The sequence below is a fragment of the Pseudomonas pohangensis genome (assembly GCF_900105995.1).
GTDB classification, from domain to species: Bacteria; Pseudomonadota; Gammaproteobacteria; order Pseudomonadales; family Pseudomonadaceae; genus Aquipseudomonas; species Aquipseudomonas pohangensis.
In genome coordinates this window covers 2,991,655-3,011,911 of record NZ_LT629785.1, presented here as the reverse complement: position 1 = coordinate 3,011,911, position 20,257 = coordinate 2,991,655, and the positions used below count along the sequence as shown (strand labels likewise).

Annotated in this window: 18 protein-coding genes and 2 pseudogenes; 7 read left to right on the top strand and 13 right to left on the bottom strand. The window is 57.9% G+C overall.

What is annotated here, in order from left to right:
• Positions 1-3: 3 nt before the first annotated feature.
• Both BLT89_RS14055 and BLT89_RS14050 read right to left on the bottom strand, forming a co-directional pair.
• A complete protein-coding gene (locus BLT89_RS14055; protein ID WP_090196654.1) occupies positions 4-720 on the bottom strand; it encodes an LrgB family protein in 717 nt (238 codons plus the stop codon).
• Complete coding sequence (locus BLT89_RS14050; RefSeq protein WP_090196651.1) at positions 717-1,079, bottom strand: CidA/LrgA family protein; 363 nt, start codon at positions 1,077-1,079, stop codon at positions 717-719. Before BLT89_RS14050 ends, BLT89_RS14055 begins: the two co-directional genes overlap by 4 nt.
• A gap of 165 nt (positions 1,080-1,244) precedes the next feature.
• On the opposite strand from BLT89_RS14050, the gene BLT89_RS14045 reads away from it, so the two are divergent.
• The gene (locus tag BLT89_RS14045; protein WP_090196648.1) at positions 1,245-1,700 is read left to right on the top strand and encodes a MaoC family dehydratase; all 456 of its coding nucleotides are present in this window, start codon (positions 1,245-1,247) and stop codon (positions 1,698-1,700) included.
• 110 nt (positions 1,701-1,810) lie between these two features.
• Positions 1,811-2,452: an oxidoreductase gene (locus tag BLT89_RS14040; RefSeq protein WP_090196646.1), complete on the top strand. Its 642-nt coding sequence runs from the start codon at positions 1,811-1,813 to the stop codon at positions 2,450-2,452.
• A gap of 4 nt (positions 2,453-2,456) precedes the next feature.
• On the opposite strand, the gene BLT89_RS14035 is transcribed toward BLT89_RS14040, so the two are convergent.
• From BLT89_RS14035 to leuS, 4 genes are all read right to left on the bottom strand, one after another.
• The gene (locus tag BLT89_RS14035; RefSeq protein ID WP_090196643.1) at positions 2,457-3,761 is read right to left on the bottom strand and encodes a lytic murein transglycosylase; all 1,305 of its coding nucleotides are present in this window, start codon (positions 3,759-3,761) and stop codon (positions 2,457-2,459) included.
• A 102-nt stretch (positions 3,762-3,863) separates the two neighbouring features.
• Entirely contained in the window at positions 3,864-4,898 is a 1,035-nt protein-coding gene (gene holA / locus BLT89_RS14030; RefSeq protein WP_090196642.1) for a DNA polymerase III subunit delta, read from the bottom strand.
• Positions 4,899-4,940: 42 nt separating this feature from the next.
• A complete protein-coding gene (locus BLT89_RS14025) occupies positions 4,941-5,570 on the bottom strand; it encodes an LPS-assembly lipoprotein LptE (protein ID WP_090196639.1) in 630 nt (209 codons plus the stop codon).
• 50 nt (positions 5,571-5,620) lie between these two features.
• A complete protein-coding gene (gene leuS / locus BLT89_RS14020) occupies positions 5,621-8,227 on the bottom strand; it encodes a leucine--tRNA ligase (RefSeq protein ID WP_090196636.1) in 2,607 nt (868 codons plus the stop codon).
• Positions 8,228-8,424: 197 nt separating this feature from the next.
• On the opposite strand from leuS, the gene BLT89_RS14015 reads away from it, so the two are divergent.
• On the top strand, positions 8,425-8,859 hold the full coding sequence (locus BLT89_RS14015; RefSeq protein ID WP_090196634.1) for a hypothetical protein: 435 nt from the start codon (positions 8,425-8,427) through the stop codon (positions 8,857-8,859).
• Here the strand turns inward: BLT89_RS14015 and lnt are convergent.
• From lnt to miaB, 5 genes are all read right to left on the bottom strand, one after another.
• Positions 8,856-10,373 (bottom strand): apolipoprotein N-acyltransferase, encoded by a 1,518-nt coding sequence (lnt, locus tag BLT89_RS14010; protein ID WP_090196631.1) that lies wholly within the window; start codon positions 10,371-10,373, stop codon positions 8,856-8,858. The two genes, BLT89_RS14015 and lnt, sit on opposite strands and share 4 nt — an antisense overlap.
• Before the next feature lie 67 nt (positions 10,374-10,440).
• On the bottom strand, positions 10,441-11,280 hold the full coding sequence (locus BLT89_RS14005) for an HlyC/CorC family transporter (RefSeq protein ID WP_090196628.1): 840 nt from the start codon (positions 11,278-11,280) through the stop codon (positions 10,441-10,443).
• A 33-nt stretch (positions 11,281-11,313) separates the two neighbouring features.
• Complete coding sequence (gene ybeY / locus BLT89_RS14000) at positions 11,314-11,769, bottom strand: rRNA maturation RNase YbeY (protein ID WP_090196626.1); 456 nt, start codon at positions 11,767-11,769, stop codon at positions 11,314-11,316.
• Entirely contained in the window at positions 11,762-12,769 is a 1,008-nt protein-coding gene (locus BLT89_RS13995) for a PhoH family protein (protein WP_090196623.1), read from the bottom strand. The genes ybeY and BLT89_RS13995 overlap by 8 nt, the downstream gene beginning before the upstream one ends.
• 120 nt (positions 12,770-12,889) lie before the next feature.
• A complete protein-coding gene (gene miaB, locus BLT89_RS13990; protein ID WP_090196620.1) occupies positions 12,890-14,218 on the bottom strand; it encodes a tRNA (N6-isopentenyl adenosine(37)-C2)-methylthiotransferase MiaB in 1,329 nt (442 codons plus the stop codon).
• Positions 14,219-14,360: 142 nt separating this feature from the next.
• Between miaB and BLT89_RS13985 the strand changes: the two are divergent.
• A pseudogene (locus BLT89_RS13985) lies at positions 14,361-14,447 on the top strand (DUF1820 family protein); the annotation flags it as partial.
• Positions 14,448-14,875: 428 nt separating this feature from the next.
• Here the strand turns inward: BLT89_RS13985 and BLT89_RS17955 are convergent.
• Positions 14,876-16,996: an AAA family ATPase gene (locus BLT89_RS17955; RefSeq protein WP_090196617.1), complete on the bottom strand. Its 2,121-nt coding sequence runs from the start codon at positions 16,994-16,996 to the stop codon at positions 14,876-14,878.
• 163 nt (positions 16,997-17,159) lie between these two features.
• On the bottom strand, positions 17,160-17,930 hold the full coding sequence (locus BLT89_RS13975; protein ID WP_090196615.1) for a nuclease-related domain-containing protein: 771 nt from the start codon (positions 17,928-17,930) through the stop codon (positions 17,160-17,162).
• A 122-nt stretch (positions 17,931-18,052) separates the two neighbouring features.
• Here BLT89_RS13975 and BLT89_RS18010 point away from each other — a divergent pair, with 122 nt between their 5' ends.
• From BLT89_RS18010 to gmtY, 3 genes and pseudogenes are all read left to right on the top strand, one after another.
• Positions 18,053-18,181, top strand: coding sequence for a hypothetical protein (locus tag BLT89_RS18010; RefSeq protein ID WP_269457166.1), 129 nt, complete (start codon positions 18,053-18,055; stop codon positions 18,179-18,181).
• Between the two features lie 114 nt (positions 18,182-18,295).
• Positions 18,296-18,628: pseudogene (locus tag BLT89_RS13970) on the top strand (hypothetical protein); the annotation flags it as partial.
• Positions 18,629-18,873: 245 nt separating this feature from the next.
• The gene (gene gmtY, locus BLT89_RS13965; RefSeq protein WP_090196611.1) at positions 18,874-20,244 is read left to right on the top strand and encodes a gamma-mobile-trio recombinase GmtY; all 1,371 of its coding nucleotides are present in this window, start codon (positions 18,874-18,876) and stop codon (positions 20,242-20,244) included.
• The last annotated feature ends 13 nt before the right edge of the window (positions 20,245-20,257 follow it).

The window sequence follows — 20,257 nt, the reverse complement described above, 5'->3', positions numbered from 1 at the left end:
ACCTCAGGCGATGAGACTGACGGCGACAGGCAGCAGTACCGCCGTAGCGACGCCGATCAGGCTCATGCCCAGCGCGGCAAAGCCGCCACATTGCTCGCCTTCCTGCAGTGCTCTGGCAGTGCCCACGGCGTGGGAAGTAAGGCCCATGGCCATACCAATCGCCGCCGGGTGGCGGACGTTGATCCGTTGCAGCAGGCTGGGGCCGACAATCGCTCCGATGACGCCGGTCAGGATAGAAAAAATCGCCGCAAGGGCCGGTATGCCATGGACTTTGTCGGCCAGCAGGATGGAAAACGGTGAGGTTACCGACTTGGTCAGCAGCGTCCGTTGCATTTCCTCGCTGGCACCGAACAACCACGCAAGGCCGGAGCCCATCAGGGTGGCGATCAGTCCGGCGATCAGCAGCGTCTGCAGCACCGGCTTCAACAGCTGGCGGATGTGCCGCAGGTTGATATACAGCGGCACTGCCAGCGCAACGATAACCGGCCCCAGCAGCAGGACGAAGATGCCGGTGAAATTCAGGTATTCGCGAACATCAATGGCAAACAGATGCAGGATGCCGATCACCATCAACATGGCCAGCAGTACCGGCTGGAAGATCGGCCAGCGGGTGCGTTCATAGACGGCCAGGGCCAGCTGGTAAGTGGCCAGGGTAAGGCCGATGCCGAATAACGGGTGATGGATCACTGCCTGCCAGGCGGCCTGTATATCAGGGCTCATGCCTGGTCCTCCTGGCGTGTCTGGCGGGCGATAAGCCGTTCCATCAACCAGCCGGTGAACATCAGCGACACTGCCACTGACAGCAGCAGGGCGGCGCCGATGGCGAGCAGCTGGCCACTGAGGGTATCGATGAACAGCACCGAACTCACGGCAGTTGGAATCAGCAGCAGCGGCAGATACCGCAGCAGGCTACTGGCTGCCTCCTGCAAGGGCGGACTGACTTCGCCGCGCAACAGCAGCAGGGCAAACAGCAGCAGCATGCCAAGTACCTGGCCGGGAATCATCGGCAGAAACAGGACGTTTATCGCCGTACCGAGCAATTGCATCAGTATCAGCAGGGTCAGGCCGCGCAACAGCATGGGGATCTCCGGATTGGTTTCAGCGCATTATAGGTTGCTATACCCCCGGCTATACACCGTCATTCGCCGCGCAGTATCTTGCTTGACCGGCGCTACACTGCATGCTGATCTACCAGACGGACAGCCGTCATACCTGGTGGCTGCGCTATTACTCAAGGAGTTGTCATGCCATTTGTACCTGTTGCCGAACTCAAGGGTTACATAGGAAAGTCGCTGGGTTGTTCCGACTGGGTGGAGATCGATCAGCAACGTATCGATCAGTTCGCCGACTGTACCGGTGACCATCAGTTCATTCATGTCGACCCTGAAAAGGCCCGCCAGACTCCCTTTGGCTCGACCATCGCGCACGGCTTCCTCTCGCTGTCGCTGCTGCCGATGCTGATGGAGAGCATCATGATCATGCCGGAGAACCTGAAGATGGCGGTCAATTACGGGCTGGACAGCCTGCGCTTCATTCAGCCGGTAAAAGTCGGCTCGCGCGTGCGCTTGCAGCTGGATGTGGTTGATGTGCAGGAAAAGAACCCCGGGCAATGGCTGATCAAGGCCAGGGCCGTGATGGAGATCGAGGGTCAGGAGAAACCGGCCTATATTGCCGAGCCGCTGACGCTGTGCTTCGTCTGATTACACTTGGTCTTGGCAGGAGTGATGCCCTGATCGATTCTGGTGCAAGGAAACAAGACATATCCAGCCGGATTCATTAGTCTGTGCGCACTTGATGCGGAGAATCACGAATGCCCCAAACGCCTAAGCATGTTCTGCTCGCTGGTGCTACCGGACTGACCGGCGAGCATTTGCTGGATCGTATTCTCAGTGTGCCGGCAGTGTCCAAAGTGGTTGCCCCGACGCGACGGCCACTTGCCGAACACGCTCACCTGGTGAATCCGGTTGGCGAGCTGGAAGAATTGCTGCCCGCCCTGAAAGGCAAACCGGATGTAGCATTCTGCTGTCTGGGCACCACGATCCGTGTGGCCGGTTCGCCAGAAGCTTTTCGTGCAGTGGACCATGATCTGGTCGTGGCATTTGCCCAGCGTGCCCGTGACATGGGGGCGCGGCACTTTCTGGTGATCAGTGCGCTCGGGGCCGATGCCGGCTCGCGGGTGTTTTACAACCGGGTCAAGGGTGAGATGGAGCAGGCGTTGCGCGCGCAGGGCTGGCCACAGCTGACCATTGCCCGGCCGTCGTTGCTGGACGGCGTGCGCCAGGAGTTTCGAATTGGTGAGCGTCTGGCAGCACCACTGATGCGTCTGATTCCCGGCAAGTTGCGCAGTATCGAGGCCGGTGTGCTGGCCCGGGCCCTCTGGCGTCTGGCGCTGGAAGAGGGCAAGGGTGTGCGCGTTGTCGAGTCTGACGAGTTACGCCAGCTCGGCCGTTAGGCACTCAGTTTTGTAGGGTTTTCAGCAGGTACAGCGTAGGAAAGCCATCTGCCGGCCAGCCCTGGCTCTGCTGGTAGGCACGTACTGCCTTGCGCGTATTGGCGCCGATGATCCCGTCTGCCGGTCCCGGATTGAAACCTCTTGCGCCCAGAGCATCCTGCAGTTCGATACGCTGGGTGCGGCTCAGGGGTTTTTCATCCATGGGCCAGGTTGCGCGTATCTCGCCTTTGCCCTGCAGGCGGTCGCCCAACAGGCCAACGGCCAGTGCATAGGACGTCGAGTTGTTGTACTTGAGGATGGCGCGGAAGTTGTTCAGCACCAGAAACGCCGGGCCGCGATGGCCTGCCGGCAGGATCAGCGCAGCGGGTTGATCCGCCAGCTGTGCGCCGTGGAATCCGCTCTGCACACCCATTGCCTGCCATTCGCCTACGCTGTGGCGTGCGTCAGGGTCAGCCTGGGCGTAGTCAAAATCCTTGCTCAGCTGTACTTCAAAACCCCAGGGTTGCCCGCTCTGCCAGCCGGACGCCTGCAGGTAATGTGCGGCCGAGGCCAGGGCATCGCCAGAAGAGTTCCAGATGTCGCGCCGGCCGTCACCGTCGAAGTCCACGGCATGGCTGTCATAGGTAGTAGGGATGAACTGGGTCTGGCCCATGGCGCCGGCCCAGGAGCCGCGCATGCTCTGCGCGGCAATGTCGCCGTGTTGCAGAATCCCCAGCGCTGCCAGCAGCTGGGTGCGGGCAAACTGTTGCCGGCGGCCGGCATACGCCAGGGTGGCCAGCGAGCGGATCACCGACTGGTTGCCCATGAACTGGCCGTAGCTGCTTTCCATGCCCCATACCGCGACCAGATAGGCGGCCTCGACGCCATACTGCTGCTGGATGCTGGCCAGATCGTCCTGTTCCTGCTGCAGCTTGGCTTGCCCGTTGCGCACACGACTGGCGGAAGTGGCGCTTTCCAGATATTCCCAGACTGGCCGGGTAAATTCGGGCTGGCTGCTGTCTGCGCTCAGGACCGTTGGGTCCGGGGTGATCCCGGCAAAAGCCTGGTCAAATGTTTGTGTGCTGATGCCTTGCGCAAGTGCTTCGTGGCGGAACTGGTCACGCCACTCGGCAAAGCTGATGGCCGGCTGCAGCGGAGCCGGTGTTACCGGCGGGAGCACGCTGACGGCAGGCGCCGCCGACGGCTGGCTGGAAGTCGTGGCGGACGGCGCATCCTCGGCAGTTGACTGCTCGGCACAGGCAGAAAGCAGAAAGCACAGGCACAGCAGCAAGGGGCGTGTGACGGTAGTGAGGCGGTGTGACTGATTCATTGAAGCTCGACTCATGGTTGGCGGTGAGAAGGGGCCGAAAGTGACTGTGCTCGTTAAGTCAGGGCGCCCGGACCGCAGGTGAATGTTCACTGGTTGATGCTGTCACGCTTCCAGCAGCAGGCGCTGACCTGCCAGCTGCAGGCACAGGCGAGCCAGACTGCTCCAGGGGTCGCCGGCAGCTTGTCCCTTGACCTGCGCATCGACCTGTTGAAGTTCCAGCAGAAAGTGGTTGAAGCGTCCGGCGGAATGCCGCTGCAACGCCTTGTGCAAGGGTGGCTTGCGTTTGTCCCAGACCGGTGGGCGGGCGGCGGCAAATGCACGGTCCGGGGTTGTGCCCTGACTGATTTGCAGAGCCAGGCCACTCAGCAGGCGCAGTTCGCGGGCCAGCATGGCACATAGAAACAGGGGCTCCACACCTTCACCACGCAAGCCGTCGAGCATGCGCAGTGCATGTACGGCATCCCCGTTGAGACAGGCTTCGATCAGGCCGAAGACATCAAAGCGCGCGCTGTCAGCAACGCAGGCAAGCACGTAGTCCGCATCAATCGGCGTGCCATCGGCCAGCAGTTTGATTTTTTCGATTTCCTGCGCCGCCGCCAGCAGGTTGCCCTCCACACGGTCAGCAATCAGTTCAACGGCGTCCTGGCTGGCACTCAGTCCGGTCTGGGCCAGGCGCTGGCTGATCCAGTGCGGTAGTTGGGCGGTTTCCACCGGCCATATTTGTACAAACACCGCATCGGCGTTGTCGATCAGCGCCTTGGCCCACTTGGTCTTTTGCGCACTGCCATCCAGCTTGGGCAGGCTGATCAGCAGCAAGGTGTCTTCGGCTGGCCGGGCAAGATAGTCGATCAGGGCGCTGGAACCTTTATCGCCGGGCTTGCCACCGGGAATGCGCAGTTCGATCAGGCGTTGCTCGGCAAACAGTGACAGGCTGGCGCCTGCTTCGTAGAGCAGACTCCAGTCAAAGCTGGCATCGCAATGAAACACCTGACGTTCGCTGAAGCCCTGGCTGCGTGCGCTGCTGCGAATCGTATCGGCGGCTTCCTGGCACAGTAGCGGATCGTCACCGCTGACCGCATAGACTGCGGCCAGCTTGCCTTGCAGGTGTTTGCCGAGTTGCGCGCTATTGAGCTTCATTGGCTGGTCGCAGTCAGGGGCAGAACAACACCCGTTTGCGGATTATTCGCCCTGCAATGGCAGGGGAATGCCCGGTAGTTCGATTGGCGTGACCTGTTGCTGCAATGCCTCATCGGCCTTGCGTGCGGCTTCGGCAGCTTCCGCTGCAGCCTTGGCATCGGCATCGGCCTTGGCTTGCAGGGCATCCAGTTGTGCCGGCGTGATCATCTGGATGCGCCCGAGCAACTGTTGCACCATGGCACTGGTCATTTCGCCACTTAGTTGTATCTGGCTCTCACTGGCACCGGCGATGTTGTTGGAGTCGGTGATATAGCTGCGCTGCACTTCCAGCTGGTTGCTCATTAACGTCTGGTTGTTTTTGCCGAGAATGGCGTATTCCAGAGTTTTGGTTATCTCGCTTTCTGCGCCCTGGGCACTGGAGGTGTAACTGACGGTGCGCGATGTCTGCTCTTCACGAATCAGGGCCAGCGTGTAAGGTGCGGTTTCGGTAACCGTGACGCCACTGCTTTCCAGTCCCTTGCGTGTCAGTTTGACGGTTTCACCGTAGGCATTGCGTGCTGTCAGCCCCAGCTCCTGAAGAGCGAAGTGCATGTCGCCGGTACCGCGCAGCTGAAAGCCACAGGCCGATATCAGGGCGCTCAGGCCTATGAGCAGCAGGTTGCGTTTGATCATTAGCGGGTTTCTCCTGAGAAGCTGCGGTGCCATCAAGGCCTCATGTTCTATCAGCTTGCGACTATGTTGACCAGTTTGCCCGGCACCACGATGACCTTGCGGATGCTCAGGCCCTCGGTGAAGCGCTGGACATTTTCATTGGCGCGGGCTTCTGCCTCGACGGCTTCGCGGCTCGCGGTGGCGGCCACTTCGATCTGTCCGCGCAACTTGCCGTTGACCTGTACTACCAGCACCAGACTGTCCTGGGCCAGCGCCGACTCGTCCACTTGCGGCCATTGTGCATCGATGACCGCTCCGCTCATGCCCAGCTGTTGCCAGAGCACATGGCAGATATGCGGGGTGATCGGGGCCAGCAACAGGGCTACGGTTTGCAGGCCTTCCTGCAGCAGGGCGCGATCCTGTTCGCTGGCCGTGGAGGCCTTTTCCAGTACGTTCATCAGGGTCATCACCTGGGCGATGGCAGTATTGAACTTGTGGTGCTGGCCAACATCCGTGCTGGCCTGGCGGATAGCCAGATGGATGGCGCGGCGCACGGCCTTCTGGTTGTCATCCAGGCTGGCAACCTCCAGCGCTCCCGGCAGGCCGGCGCTGACATGGCTGTGGGCCAGGCGCCAGACGCGACGCAGGAAGCGGTTGGCGCCCTCGACGCCGGAGTCCGACCATTCGCAACTCATGTCCGGCGGCGAAGCGAACATCATGAACAGACGGCAGGTGTCGGCACCGTACTGATCGATCATCGACTGCGGGTCGACGCCATTGTTCTTTGACTTGGACATCTTCTCGGTGCCGCCGATTTCCACCGGCAGGCCATCGGACTTCAGCCTGGCGCTGATGACCTTGGCTTTGGCGTCACGCTCAAGCTCGACATCGGCCGGATTGAACCAGTCCTTGCCGCCATTATCGAGGGTGCGGTAGTAAGTCTCGGCAACCACCATGCCCTGGGTCAGCAGATTGCGGAATGGCTCATCGGAACTGACCAGCCCTTCATCGCGCATCAGCTTGTGGAAGAAGCGCGCATACAGCAGGTGCAGGATGGCGTGCTCGATTCCGCCTATGTACTGGTCTACCGGCAACCAGTGATTGGCCGCGGCCGGGTCGACCATGCCGCCGCTGTATTGCGGCGAGGCGTAACGGGCGTAGTACCAGGACGATTCGACAAAGGTGTCCATGGTGTCGGTTTCGCGCCTGGCCGGTGCGCCGCAGGTCGGGCACTGGCACTGGTAGAACTCGGGCATGCGTGCCAGCGGGCTGCCGGCGCCGTCCGGCACCACATCTTCCGGCAGCACTACCGGCAGCTGGTCTTCCGGCACCGGCACATCGCCACAGGTGTCGCAATGAATAATCGGGATTGGGCAGCCCCAATAGCGCTGGCGGCTGATGCCCCAGTCACGCAGGCGGAACTGGGTACGTGCCTGGCCCAGCGACTTGCGCTGCAGGGCCACTTCGATGGCGTCAAAGGCGCCGTCGAAATCCAGCCCGTCGAAATCACCGGAGTTGATCAGCTGGCCGTGCTCGGCATAGGCATCCTGCCAGGGCGCCGGGGTTGCATCACCGGCGCTGGTACGGATGACCGGCTGGATCGGCAGGCCGTACTTGCCGGCAAAGGCAAAATCGCGCTCGTCGTGGGCCGGCACGGCCATTACGGCGCCTTCGCCGTAGTTCATCAGCACGTAGTTGGCGACCCACACCGGCAGCAGTTCGCCAGTCAGCGGATGCGTGACGCGCAGGCTGGTGGCCAGACCTTTCTTTTCCTGGGTGGCGATATCGGCTTCGGCCACGCCGCCGCGCTTGCACTCGTCGATAAACGCCTGCAGTTCGGGATTGTTCTGTGCGGCCAAAGTTGCCAGCGGGTGCTCGGCGGCCACTGCCACGTAGGTGGCACCCATCAGCGTGTCGGGGCGGGTGGTAAAGACCTTCATCTGCCCTGGGCTGCCAACGCTGGCGACATCGTAGGGGAAGCTGATTTCCATGCCGCGGGACTTGCCGATCCAGTTGCGCTGCATGGTCTTGACCTGTTCCGGCCAGCCATCCAGATCATCCAGACTGCTCAGAAGCTCTTCCGCATAGGCGGTGATCTTGAAGTAGTACATGGGAATTTCGCGCTTTTCGATCAGCGCGCCGCTGCGCCAGCCGCGCCCGTCGATCACCTGCTCGTTGGCCAGCACGGTCTGGTCCACCGGATCCCAGTTGACGCTGCCGTTCTTGCGGTAAATCACGCCTTTCTGGAACAGGCGGGTGAACAGCCATTGCTCCCAGCGGTAGTAGTCCGGCTTGCAGGTGGTGACTTCGCGGGTCCAGTCCACCGCCAGGCCGAGGCTCTGCAGCTGGGTTTTCATGTAGGCAATGTTTTCGTAGGTCCACTTGGCCGGGGCCACCTGGTTCTTCATCGCCGCGTTTTCCGCTGGCATGCCGAATGCGTCCCAGCCCATCGGCTGCAACACGTTTTTGCCCTGCATGCGCTGGTAGCGGGCGATCACGTCACCGATGGTGTAATTGCGCACGTGGCCCATGTGCAGCTTGCCGCTGGGGTAGGGGAACATCGACAGGCAATAGAAGGTGTCCTTGCCCGGCTGTTCGCTGACGACAAAGGATTTTTGCGCATCCCAATGGGACTGGGCGGCGGCTTCGATTTCGCGGGGCTGATACTGTTCGTGCATGGCGGTTTGCTGAGAATTTTGGCTTGCGGAAAGCCGCGTAGCATACATGAGCGCGCCAACCCGAGGGAAACCCTGATTGCCGTGGCCAGTGCTCGGGTCCGGACGAATGGCAGGCTCCGTTGGTCGACAGGCATTGGCATGCCGGTGAAGCCAACTACGCTTCATCTGAAGGCTATTGGTCTCCGGCGAGGTGACAAATGCGGCGAACAAAACCAGATGCGGCAGACGCGGGCCCCTATGGCCACCTGTTGCAGCGCATTGCGCTGGCTCTTGAGGAAGCCGACAGCGCCGTGCACCTGCGCATGGAGGCTCCTGCCGAGCTGGAGCTCAGCGACCTGAGCCTGGCGGAGATGGCACTGATTCGGGCCTATCTTGAGGGCGACCTACCCTGGTTGCCGGGCTGGCATGCGGCGGCCGACGGACTGCTGCCGGCAGAACGTCGCGCTCCGCCCGATGATCCCCTGGTCAGATTGCCACTGCGCACTCCGGAGCGGCGGCAGTCCGTGCTGCGCCGCCACAAGCCGCTGTGCTGCGCCGTCTGCGGTACCCTGGCGGAGTGGAAAACTGCCGAAGGTGCACGGGCTTGCCTGATTTGCGGATCGCAACTGTTTCGCGCCGGCAGCCCTGGCTAGGCCGCGGTGCGGGTTTTTCTGGCTCTGGCCGCGCCCAGCAGAAGCAGCCCGCAGCAGAGCGTCAGAGGCCAGCTATGCCAGCGCAGGTAAGGGGTTAGCCCCTGCATTGGCAGCACTTCGCCGTAGAGGACGCCTTGTTCGAAGGATGCGATGCGCGTATCGATCTGCCCGAAAGGGTCGATCAGTGCGGTGACCCCGGTATTGGTCGCACGAATCATCCAGCGCCCGGCCTCGAGTGCGCGCATCTGCGCCATCTGCAGGTGCTGCAGGGGGCCGATCGAATGGCCGAACCAGGCGTCGTTGCTCACTGTCAGCAACAGATTGCTCTGCGCCGCCAGCCCGGCCGCAAACTCGGGGTAGACCACTTCGTAGCAGATGTAGGCAGCGACCTGGTAACCCTGGGCCTGCAATAACGGCTGGTCAGCCGGGCCGCGGGCAAAGTCGGACATGGGCAGGTCGAAGAAGGCAATCAGGCCGCGCAGGACATCCTGCAGCGGTACGTACTCGCCAAACGGCACCAGCTTCTGTTTCAGGTAAGTGCCCTGGCCTTTGCCGATCACGGTGATGGCGTTATAGAAACGCTTGTTGCCGTCGGCATCCACCTCGCGTACCGGAACGCCGGTGATCAGCGTGGTTTGCCTGTCGTTGGCGAAGGCGTCCATCGCCTGCAGATAGCTGCCGGCATAGTCCTTGAGAACCGGCACGGCAGTTTCCGGCCAGACCAGCAGGTCAACGCGCGGGCCTTTGATGCTCAGGTCACGGTACAGCGCCAGCTGGGCATTGAGTTGCGCCGGGTCCCACTTCATGTTCTGCGCCACATTGCCCTGTACCGCAGCTACCGATAAGGCTTTCCCGGCGGGTTCGGTCCAGCTGTATTGCTGCAGGCTCCAGCCAGTACCCCAGAACAGCAGCAGCAACAGCAGACCCAGACTGAGTGCGCGCGGTTGCTGGCGCAGGCGCGGCAGGTTGACCAGCAGGGCGGCGCTGAAAGCCAGCACGAAGCCGATCAGCCACACGCCGCCAAGCGGTGCCAGGCCGGCGAGCGGCCCGTCCAGCTGGCTGTAGCCGGCAAACAGCCAGGGGAAACCGGTGAGGAACCAGCCGCGAAACGCTTCCTGTGCCACCCACAGGGCGGCGAACGCCAACGCATCGCCGAGACCGGAACCGTTGCGCAGCCAGCGACTCCAGAGCCAGGCCGGCAGGGCGAAGAACAGGGCTACGGCGGCACTGAACAGCAGCATCAGGCCGCCAGCCAGCAGGGGCGATGCGCCACCGAAGTCATGGATGCTGACGTAGATCCAGCTGGTACCGGCGCCGAACAGGCCGAAGCCATAGCTCCAGCCGCGCAGCATTGCGGCTTTCGGTGCGAGTTCGCGCAGGCTCAGGTAGAGCAGGCCAAGCGATAACAGCGACAACGGCCAGAAATCGAAGGGCGCCATGCACAGCGGCGTCAGCGCGCCGGCAGCCATGGCCAGCAGGTTGCCCGGCCAGCCGGGGCGGGTGATCCAGTTCATGTTCAACCCAGATACTTCCTTGGGGTTTGGGCGGGAAAAACCACTGGTCGTGTCCCGCCGGGAGGGCTTAACGGCTCAGCGGCGAGACGCGCAGCAGGTGAATGCGCCGGCTGTCGGCGTTGACGATGCGGAAACGGAACTCGCCGATCTCGGTGATTTCATTGCGCTTGGGCAGATGGCCGAAAGCACTCATCACCAGGCCGCCAATGGTATCGAACTCGTCTTCGGAATAGTCGCACTCGAAGAAGTCGTTGAAGTTCTCCACCGGGGTCAGTGCCTTGACGATGAAATCGCCGCTGGGCAACGGGCGGATGTAACTGTCTTCCTCGACATCGTGCTCGTCCTCGATTTCACCGACGATCTGCTCCAGCACATCTTCGATGGTCACCAGTCCCGCAACACCACCGTATTCGTCGATAACCACGGCCATATGCTGGCGCTTGGCGCGGAATTCCTTGAGCAGCACGTTGAGGCGCTTGGACTCGGGGACGAAAGTTACCGGGCGTAACAGTTTGCGGATGTCAAAGGTGTGCTCGCTGTTCTGCAGGATCAGCGGCAACAGGTCCTTGGCCAGCAGTATGCCGAGTACCTCGTCCAGGCTTTCGCCGGTAACCGGGTAACGCGAGTGGGCAGCCTCGATCACCGCCGGCAGGAACTCGGCCGGGGTCTGCTCGACGCGGATGCTCATCATCTGCGAGCGCGGCACCATGATGTCGCGCACCTGCAGGTCGGCAACCTGGATCGCGCCTTCGACAATCGCCAGCGCGTCACTGTCGAGCAGCTTGTTCAGGTGCGCTTCGCGCAACACTTCCAGCAACTCCTTGCGGTTCTTGGGTTCATGAGCAAAAGCCTGGGTAAGTCTTTCCAGCCAGGACTTCTGCTCGGTGCTCGATCGGTCTTCACTCATGGTGTTCTACCCGGGTACCTTCTGTTGTTGCGGTTATTCATCGTCGTAGGGGTCAGGATGACCCAGTTCAGCCAGCAATTTTCGTTCCAGTGCTTCCATTTCCTCGGCCTCGGCATCCTCGATGTGATCGTAGCCAAGCAGATGCAGGCAACCATGGATGACCAGATGCGCCCAGTGGGCCGCCGGTGCCTTGCCTTGTTCAGCCGCTTCGCGGGCCACCACCGGTGCGCAGATCACCAGATCGCCGAGCAGTGGAATGTCCAGCAGACCGTCGGGGATGTCGGCCGGAAAGGACAACACATTGGTTGCGTAGTCCTTGTGCCGCCAGGTGTGGTTGAGCTCACGCGCTTCGCTTTCATCGACGATGCGGATGGTCAGTTCCGAGTCGGCGCTGCGCTGTTGCAGAGCCAGTTCGCACCAGCGGCGAAAATCCGCTTCGGCCGGCAGCTCTGCCGTGTCGCTGGCCAGTTGCAGGTCCAGTTCAAGCATCTTCGCGACCTGTGGTGCTGCGGCCGGTTTTACCCTGTGGCGTGTTTTCGTGGCGCTCGTAGGCTTCGACGATGCGCTGTACCAGCGGATGGCGCACCACGTCCTTGGGCTGGAAATGGGTGAAAGCGATGCCGGGCACGTCACGCAGCACATCGATCACCTGGGTCAGTCCGGACTTGGTGCCGCGCGGCAGGTCAATCTGGGTAATGTCACCGGTGATCACCGCAGTGGAGCCGAAGCCGATGCGGGTGAGGAACATCTTCATCTGTTCGACCGTGGTGTTCTGGCTCTCGTCGAGAATGATGAAGCTGTTGTTCAGGGTGCGGCCGCGCATGTAAGCCAGCGGCGCGACTTCGATCACCTGGCGTTCGATCAGCTTGGCCACGGCCTCGAAGCCGAGCATTTCGTAGAGCGCGTCATACAGCGGACGCAGGTAGGGGTCGATCTTCTGCGACAGGTCGCCGGGCAGGAAGCCGAGCTTCTCGCCGGCCTCGACGGCCGGGCGCACCAATAGGATGCGGCGGATCTGTTCGCGCTCCAGTGCGTCCACGGCACAGGCCACCGCGAGGTAAGTCTTGCCGGTGCCGGCCGGGCCGATGCCGAAGTTGATGTCATGCTCGAGAATCGATTTGACGTAGCGCTGCTGGTTGCTGCCGCGCGGGCGGATCATGCCCTTGCGTGTCTTCAGGCTGACACTGGCGTCATTCTTCGCGCTGCCCAGATCCTCGATGGCCGACTCCTGCAGAAACAGGTGGACCAGGTCCGGGGTAAGTTCGCTGGCAGCGGTTTCCCGGTACAGGCGGCGCAGCAACAGCTCCGCAGCCTGGGTACGCCGGGCATCGCCGATCAGTTCGAACTGGTTGCCACGGTTACGGATCTCGATGGCCAGACGCTGCTCGATCAGACGCAGGTGCTCGTCGAATTGTCCGCACAGGTTGGCGAAGCGTTGGGCCTCGAAGGGCTCGAGGATGAATCTGTGCAGTTCCAGGGTCGCGTTCAAAGTGATGGGCTGGCCGCCTGAGGGCAAAAAAGATAAGGGAAGAATAAACCTGACAGCGCTCTGCGGGAAGTCGCGCGGTGCACGCGCCGGTCACGCACTGGCAGGGTTATGTGGCCGGGTTTACTCAAGCAGGCTGCCGCGCAGGGAATGGGGCAGGGCATCGTCGATGCGGACATCGACAAACTGGCCGATCAGGCCGGCATTGCTGCTGGGGAAGTTGACGATGCGGTTGTTCTCGGTGCGGCCCTGCAGCTTGCCGGGGTCGCGCCGGGAAAAGTCGGTAACCAGGATGCGCTGGGTGCTGCCAACCATGCGCCGGCTGATTTCGAAGCCCTGCTGGTTGATGCGGTTCTGCAGGATCTGCAGGCGCTGCTTCTTCAGTTCTTCCGGCGTGTCATCCGCCAGCTCGGCTGCCGGGGTACCGGGGCGGGCGCTGTAGACAAAGGAGTAGGAAAAATCGAAACCGATGTCTTCGATCAGCTTCATGGTCTGGACGAAGTCCTGTTCGGTTTCGCCGGGGAAGCCGACGATGAAATCCGAGCTGACGCAGATATCCGGTACTGCCGCACGCAGTTTGCGTATCCGCGACTTGTATTCCAGCGCCGTGTGGTTGCGCTTCATCGCCGCCAGAATACGGTCGGAGCCGGCCTGCACCGGCAGATGCACGAATTTCACCAGTTGAGGAATGCTGGCGTGGGCCTCGATCAGCGCGTCGGAAAACTCCAGCGGGTGCGAGGTGGTGTAGCGGATGCGGTCGATGCCGTCGATGGCCGCCACCGCATACAGCAGTTCGGCAAAGTCGGCGATCTGTCCGTCCTTGCGTGCGCCGCGGTAGCCGTTGACGTTCTGCCCGAGCAGGTTGACCTCGCGCACGCCGTTTTCGGCCAGATGGCTGACTTCATGCAGCACGTCGGCCAGCGGCCGGCTGACCTCTTCGCCGCGGGTGTAGGGCACTACGCAGAAGGAGCAGTACTTGCTGCAACCCTCCATCACCGAGACATAGGCGCTCGGGCCGTCGATGCGTGGTTCGGGCAGGCGGTCGAATTTTTCGATTTCGGGGAAGGAAATATCCACCTGCGGCTGGCGGGTGCTGCGCGCGGCATCGATCATTTCCGGCAGGCGGTGCAGGGTTTGCGGACCGAATACCACGTCAACATAGGGTGCGCGGTCGCGGATGGCCGCCCCTTCCTGGCTGGCTACACAGCCGCCGACACCGATGACCAGTTGCGGGTTGTCCAGCTTCAGCTCACGCCAGCGACCCAGCTGCGAGAACACCCGGTCCTGGGCTTTTTCGCGAATGGAACAGGTATTGAGCAGGATGACATCAGCTTCCGCCGGATTCTCCGTGACTTCCAGCGCCTGATGCTCGCCCAGCAGGTCGACCATGCGCGAGCTGTCGTACTCGTTCATCTGGCAGCCGTGGGTTTCGATATAGAGCTTTCTGGTCATGCGCGGTCGTCGGGAATCTTCAAGGGGCTGCGATTATAGGCGGCAAGCCGCCAGCTTCCTAGGGCTGCTTGACGGCTGGTCGCGGCCACGGCGGATTGTCTGTGGTAAGCTGCGCGCCCTTTTCACTACGCTGTCGTTCCTCATGAGCAAGCCAGAGCCACTCTATAAGGTGATATTCCTCAACCAGGGTCAGGTGTACGAGATGTACGCCAAACAGATCTTTCTTAGTTACCCTCCTACGAGGTCCCAAACTTCGCCCTAGGGACCCTTTTCCTACCACAAAAACACCATTTTCAACTCAGGAGTAGCTCTATTCCATACGTTGAATTATTGGAGTTACCCTTTTTAAGTCCAAAACTCCAAGACGCGAAATACGCGATGGTGTTGGCGTCAATGTTGGGGTGCACCACATTTTCAAGATTGCGGCATCGTCGTCTATCCGTGCAGAGTTACGATATATCTTTGCACAGTTAGGAAGCTTCAAAATTAAGCCGCGGGGTCCAGATTGAGGTTATTGAACGCATCGATCAGTGGTGGAGGGATGCTAGCCATACGCCGTAGTGACGACCGGCAGAGAAGTGCCAAAAACGGACAGTGACCCAATAAATAAATCTGTCCCCTTTTTCCGCTTTTTCCGTCCCCTTTTTCCCATAAAATTCATTCGACGGTCTCCCCTAAGATTTTATTGCATTCCATAACTATATATTCAGGAATTAAATCGAATTGCGCTGGGTCTAATTGGAAGATGAACTCATTTTCAATATGGTAAGCTTCGTTGATAAATTTCCTGATAATCGTGTTGTCAATGGTGTCTACATCTAACAGTATTCGAGTTAGTTGTAGTTTTTCATAACCATTGGTGCTTTGGCGATACATTGTCTTAACTCGTTCCTCGTCACTAAATAACGCAATCAAGGATAGATAGTCTGCCGGAAGTTCTGGGATGTAGGACTTTATTTCCGCGATTCCTAGCGATACGTCATCGGGCGATAGAGGTGCGCTCAAGCCATCAGCAGTTTTTGGAATTCGATGGTCTTCGGGGGCTGCGCGCTTCTTAAATAAATTTGACAGCACTTGGTATGCAGTTTCAAGCGCACCCAAAACCTCATAGCGGCGCCGCAGATAAATTAGTTTAATTACAGGATCGTGCGCTGATCCAAATATGGTTTCGCATATCTGTATAAAGGTTTTTATATCGCTTCCTGAGATTGGCTGTTCTGTGATTTGTCCTTTTTTTAGTCGTAAGTAAGCTGCACAAACTTTATTGCTAAATCGCATCCGAACAGACTTTAGCGTATCAATAATCGGTTCGACATCATGGGTTAGCATTAGCACTGTCTTGCCATTTAAGCAGTCTTTTGCGCTGCGGCTAAAAAGCATCTCTAAGATCGCATATTTTTTGTTTTTGTCGAATGATGATATAGGGTCGTCTAGTATTATTAGGCTTGGGTTTTTGGCAATGCACTCATACATAAATAAGACAATTGAAAAAGCATTGCGCTCACCAAAACTCAAGTGCTGACTGCCGCCGCTCAGATTGTTTGAGTGATCAATATGTCGTAGTTTTAATTGTGATTGTATGCCTTCACCAATGATTGCTACCTGATAGCGATATCCGGCGAAAGTAAGGAATTCATTAATGTTAGCCTGATGTTTTTCAATCAGTATTTGCATTTCTTTTCGCTGTTGATTGATTTTTCCCTGCAGTGGGCCGGCCTGCTGTATTAGATCGTCAATTGATTGGTTGATTATGGCTATTGTTTCGTTGGTTTTAGCAGAGTTTAATGTGTCAAAAAACTGAATGTCGATTTTGTAACTCAACAATTTTTGCCCAACAACGTCACCTTCTTTAAAATCGAATCCGGTTAGGCTTTTGAGTTTTTCAAGCTTTGTAACCAAATTATCAATCTGTGATTTAATTGTTACGATAAAGGTTTCGTGCTCGTTTTCAATTCCGTCTTTAAGGGATTTAATAACATTAAGTGTTTCTTTCGCAGGTTCTGAGAAAAACTCCCCTAAATTATTGATGACTTCGATAATGCTCACTAGGTTTTTTATAAGATTTTTGTCGTACTCTTGACTCACCTTTGCAATCTGCTCTTTTTTGTCTACAGAGTCACTTGTGCAAAACGGGCATGAATCAGATAGTTCAGAAAACTCTTTGTGTCCTTTGGCTTGCCAATCAATCCAAGTGACACTCTTGGGGCTTTGGATAAATGGCTTATAATGTTCTAGTCCCTGCGGTATGTGATCAATTTTATTTGCAATGGAAAGTGCTTTGGCCCCAGTTGATGTTTTGGCTAAGCCACCGTTAGCGGTAACTTTAAATGCGCCGCTTAACTCTTTAAAGTTAGCGAGTAGCATTTCTAAATCAGGGTTGTTTGCAAATTGCTGCTGAACTGCACTTGTAAGAGCTTGGATGTCTCGTTCTTTTTCTTTGTAAGCTTCTGTGCGTATAAATATATCAAAACTATTGCTTACCAGCTCGTCGGGTTGAAAGGTAAATTTGCTTACGTACTCTTCGTTAAAGCACATAATACTGTCGAAGTGTTCAATGCCAGTTACTTCAGGTTTTATGTTGTCTGGATTTTCACCGCGAAATTTGAAGGGCAGTAGCTCGGCTAATGCTTGTTCATTTTTAGTCGATGCGAATTGAATGGCTTTTGAAATTGTACTTTTCCCCGTGCCGTTTGGGGCAAATTTAATGTTTAATTTGCCGGCTTCGATATGTATCTTGGCGGATGTGAAGTTGTTGCAATGCCTGATGTCAATTTCCATTTCGCCATCCTTTTATTGTTGGCTTGTTTTGCTTTATTAAAAATTTCCCGTTTGTAGGTGGGGCTAAGTTCACAGTGCTTCTTGTTTCGAAATTTATTCTCGGTTGTGTTCGTTATATTTTTCTAATAAGAATAGTTGGAGAGAGGCTACGATTTCCAACCTTTCAAATATTCTGCACGGTTCGGCACTTGGGAAACCCCGAGCACCCCCAAAACTGCTGCCCCGCTTTCGCCCCTGACTTCACAGTGCGAATCAGCAGCGCGCTGCCGCATTTCGGGCATTGCCGCTCGGCTGTTGGGTCGCTACGTCGCTTGAGGTTTTGCACGTGCTCGCGGTGGGTTGCGAGGGTCGGCGCGCGGCGGCCGGTTTGCAGGGCGTGCAGCATGGCGTCGACTTGCGTCTCGCTGAATACCGGCTGCTGGAATGACTTGATATAGCGGATAAAGCCAATGCCCTGGGTCACGTTGGCTGGTACGTCGGTTTTGAAGGTGCTGCCGCCGACAAAGGTGATAACCGAATGCAGGTGCTCGGGGTTAACGCCAAGAGTGGCTTCCAGGGCCTTGAGGTGCTTGTAGTTCTGTCGCAGCGGGTTCTGGAATTTGAACGTGCGTTTGTAGAGCTTCTGCGTCCACTGCGCCTGCTTCTCGCTGCCAAAGATCCAGCCGCTCATATTCTTCGTTTCCAGCACGAAGATGCCGTAAGGCGATAGAAATACGTGGTCGATCTGCGTGGTGCCGTCTGGCGTGTTCAGCGTGACGTTGTGCAGGCGGCGGTAGGTTTGCTTGTCCAGCTGCCAATGGGCAAACAGCCGCACCAGGAGTTCGCCAATATGGCCCTTGGCCCAAGGCGACTTGACTAGGCCGATCAGCAGCATCAGCGGGATAAACCAGCCAAGCGTGCCCCAGACCTGCGCGATTATCGGAGTGAGATCCATTTCTTGTTTTCCCTAATCCCTAGCTTGTCCGGATATTACCGGATGTAAGCGTATGTGAACGAAATTGTCGTTTCGATAGCGATTGCTTGTATTGCATCGGTGAAGCATCGCAAACATGTGGCATGACCAAGATTGCGATGTGGTTCGTTGCCCCTCGTTTCGTGGCCACTTATGAGGGGCAGCTCTTGGCAGATTCTGTTGAAAAAGTCGGTTTTTCAACTCGCCTGAACTCAGGCATGACCACCAACTGAGAACCTGCTAACCACATTGAGTAGTTAATCGGTCCTTCGTTGATCGTTGTTGCTCTGTTTGTGGGTTAATTTGAGGTTTTTTGCATAGTTCAGGCGCACCTATCCCGTAAGTGCATTCTCGATATTTGGGGTGCGTCGAGAGAGCAGGCCTGCAAAATCCTGCGTATTTCGCGCAGCACCTATAACCGCGCCAAGCAGCGAGCCCCAGGCTGGACTGTCTCGCTGGATGCCGATCAGATGCAGCGTGTGAGTTTCGTGCTGAACATCCATGCAGTGCTTCGGCAAATCTTCGACAACCCAGAAAACGTCTATGGATTCCCTTCTATGGCGAACAACAACGCTTTTTTCAACGGGCGCTCCCCGCTCGAAATTATGGCGCAGGGCGATATGATTTCTCTGTATGAAGTCTATCGCCGGATCGACGCTCTGCGAGGTGTGCAATGGTGATTGCTGGTAGATATTTTGCCAGCGATCACCGCTAGGCTCCCGGCCGAACAGCCTGCAGGGGCTGATGGAGCCTGCGCTGAGTGTGCGGATTTGTAGCCCTCATCGGAATTCCAAGAGCACAAAAACCCCTCCTTAAGCAAAAAGGTCTCGAATTCTTGAGCAGCTTCTGTTTTAATTACATTAATTAAGGCTTAAAAATATCCTATCATAATACGAGATGATAGCAAGGCCATTATTGAGAAGCAATGCCTACCTTCATGAAATTCTCTCACCGTGAGTTCCGAACCATTGTGGGTGACGCAACCGGCATGCAGACAGTTCTGCCGGTTATCGTCACTGATCACGGGGTTTTGGATCAGTTCGTTCGTTATATTCATCTGAGCCGGCTCAGAAGTCGCTCATGGCAGGATTCAGCAACTTTCGCGTTGCAGTTGTTGTTGGAATACATGGAGGCCAACCAGGGCTTCTATGACACGCCGAGGGCGCTGTTCACGGCGTTCTCAGACGCGCTTTACACCGGCACGGTGTCCAAAAGCTGCGACCCCTCTGGCCTGTGGTGGCAACCAAGGCAACCGGACGATGCCGGTAAATTGATCGGCCATGTCACGCGATTCACCGATTGGCTGGCTGTCGTCAACGAAGACGCCAAGCTGCAACTCAATCCATGGCGGCAGGCGACTCGGCACGAGGAACGGCTGAATTGGGCTGCCTATTCGCACCGCAGGGATAATGCCTTTCTGTCCCACCTGTGGCGTTCCAAGCCGCAGACGAACCAGTCCAGAGCCGTGCGTTCACGGATAATGCCTGTGGAGCGGCAAACGGCTGCCAAGGCGTTTCAAGAGGAACACTTCGATCTGCTGGTTTCCGAGGGCTTCCGCAGGCGGGCGCGAGATTCACGCGGGCCGACAGATCTTCGAAATGTCCTGATTACCTACCTCATGCACTACGGTGGTTTAAGGCTGTCTGAAGCGCTATCGCTTTGGAGTGAAGACGTTAGCCTAGAGGCCGGGGAGGTCATCGTCCGTATTTATCACCCTGAATACGGGCTGGCACCTAGCGGTAAAGGCAATCGCGCTGCTTACCTTCAAAGCCAGTTCGCCCTGCAACCCCGCAACCGACTGGTCAAGGCGACTGATCCGCTGTTCCTCGGGTGGAAGAACAGCCTGATTACCGACCCGCACAGACGCTGTTTCGAGGTCTTCTTCTTCCCCCATGAAGCCGGGCAGATTTTTGCCGAGTTGTGGCGTGACTACCACCTGAAACAGCGGTTAAAGCCGAAGGCCAGCGAAGATCATCCCTATGCCTTTACCAACCGCGACGGCCAGCCCTACTCGCACCGCATGTTCCGCAAGGCTCACAGGTTGGCTATTGAGAGGATTGGGTTAGTGTACGAGAAGAGCGAGGGCACAACCCCGCATGGCCACCGTCATGCCTATGGGCAGCGACTTGCTCGCGATGGCGCCGACCCGCTGTTGATCAAGAACGCCATGCACCATGCCTCGATCACATCGAGTCAGACCTACACGCAGCCCACAACGGCGCAAATGCGTCAGAGTCTCCGAGACCTGGAAGCGCGGCTGCGCTTGCAGCATGCAGACGATTCCCACGACCTTTGACCAAGGACTGACG

Coding starts and splice junctions, on each gene's coding strand:
- BLT89_RS14025 (WP_090196639.1), bottom strand. CDS start 5,570: ATGATCAAACGCAACCTGCTGCTCATAGGCCTGAGCGCCCTGATATCG.
- ybeY (WP_090196626.1), bottom strand. CDS start 11,769: ATGCTTGAACTGGACCTGCAACTGGCCAGCGACACGGCAGAGCTGCCG.
- BLT89_RS17955 (WP_090196617.1), bottom strand. CDS start 16,996: ATGGAAATTGACATCAGGCATTGCAACAACTTCACATCCGCCAAGATA.
- BLT89_RS18010 (WP_269457166.1), top strand. CDS start 18,053: ATGACCAAGATTGCGATGTGGTTCGTTGCCCCTCGTTTCGTGGCCACT.
- lnt (WP_090196631.1), bottom strand. CDS start 10,373: ATGAACTGGATCACCCGCCCCGGCTGGCCGGGCAACCTGCTGGCCATG.
- holA (WP_090196642.1), bottom strand. CDS start 4,898: ATGAAGCTCAATAGCGCGCAACTCGGCAAACACCTGCAAGGCAAGCTG.
- BLT89_RS13975 (WP_090196615.1), bottom strand. CDS start 17,930: ATGGATCTCACTCCGATAATCGCGCAGGTCTGGGGCACGCTTGGCTGG.
- BLT89_RS14035 (WP_090196643.1), bottom strand. CDS start 3,761: ATGAATCAGTCACACCGCCTCACTACCGTCACACGCCCCTTGCTGCTG.
- BLT89_RS14055 (WP_090196654.1), bottom strand. CDS start 720: ATGAGCCCTGATATACAGGCCGCCTGGCAGGCAGTGATCCATCACCCG.
- BLT89_RS14045 (WP_090196648.1), top strand. CDS start 1,245: ATGCCATTTGTACCTGTTGCCGAACTCAAGGGTTACATAGGAAAGTCG.
- leuS (WP_090196636.1), bottom strand. CDS start 8,227: ATGCACGAACAGTATCAGCCCCGCGAAATCGAAGCCGCCGCCCAGTCC.
- miaB (WP_090196620.1), bottom strand. CDS start 14,218: ATGACCAGAAAGCTCTATATCGAAACCCACGGCTGCCAGATGAACGAG.
- BLT89_RS14050 (WP_090196651.1), bottom strand. CDS start 1,079: ATGCTGTTGCGCGGCCTGACCCTGCTGATACTGATGCAATTGCTCGGT.
- BLT89_RS14005 (WP_090196628.1), bottom strand. CDS start 11,280: ATGAGTGAAGACCGATCGAGCACCGAGCAGAAGTCCTGGCTGGAAAGA.
- BLT89_RS14040 (WP_090196646.1), top strand. CDS start 1,811: ATGCCCCAAACGCCTAAGCATGTTCTGCTCGCTGGTGCTACCGGACTG.
- BLT89_RS14015 (WP_090196634.1), top strand. CDS start 8,425: ATGCGGCGAACAAAACCAGATGCGGCAGACGCGGGCCCCTATGGCCAC.
- gmtY (WP_090196611.1), top strand. CDS start 18,874: ATGCCTACCTTCATGAAATTCTCTCACCGTGAGTTCCGAACCATTGTG.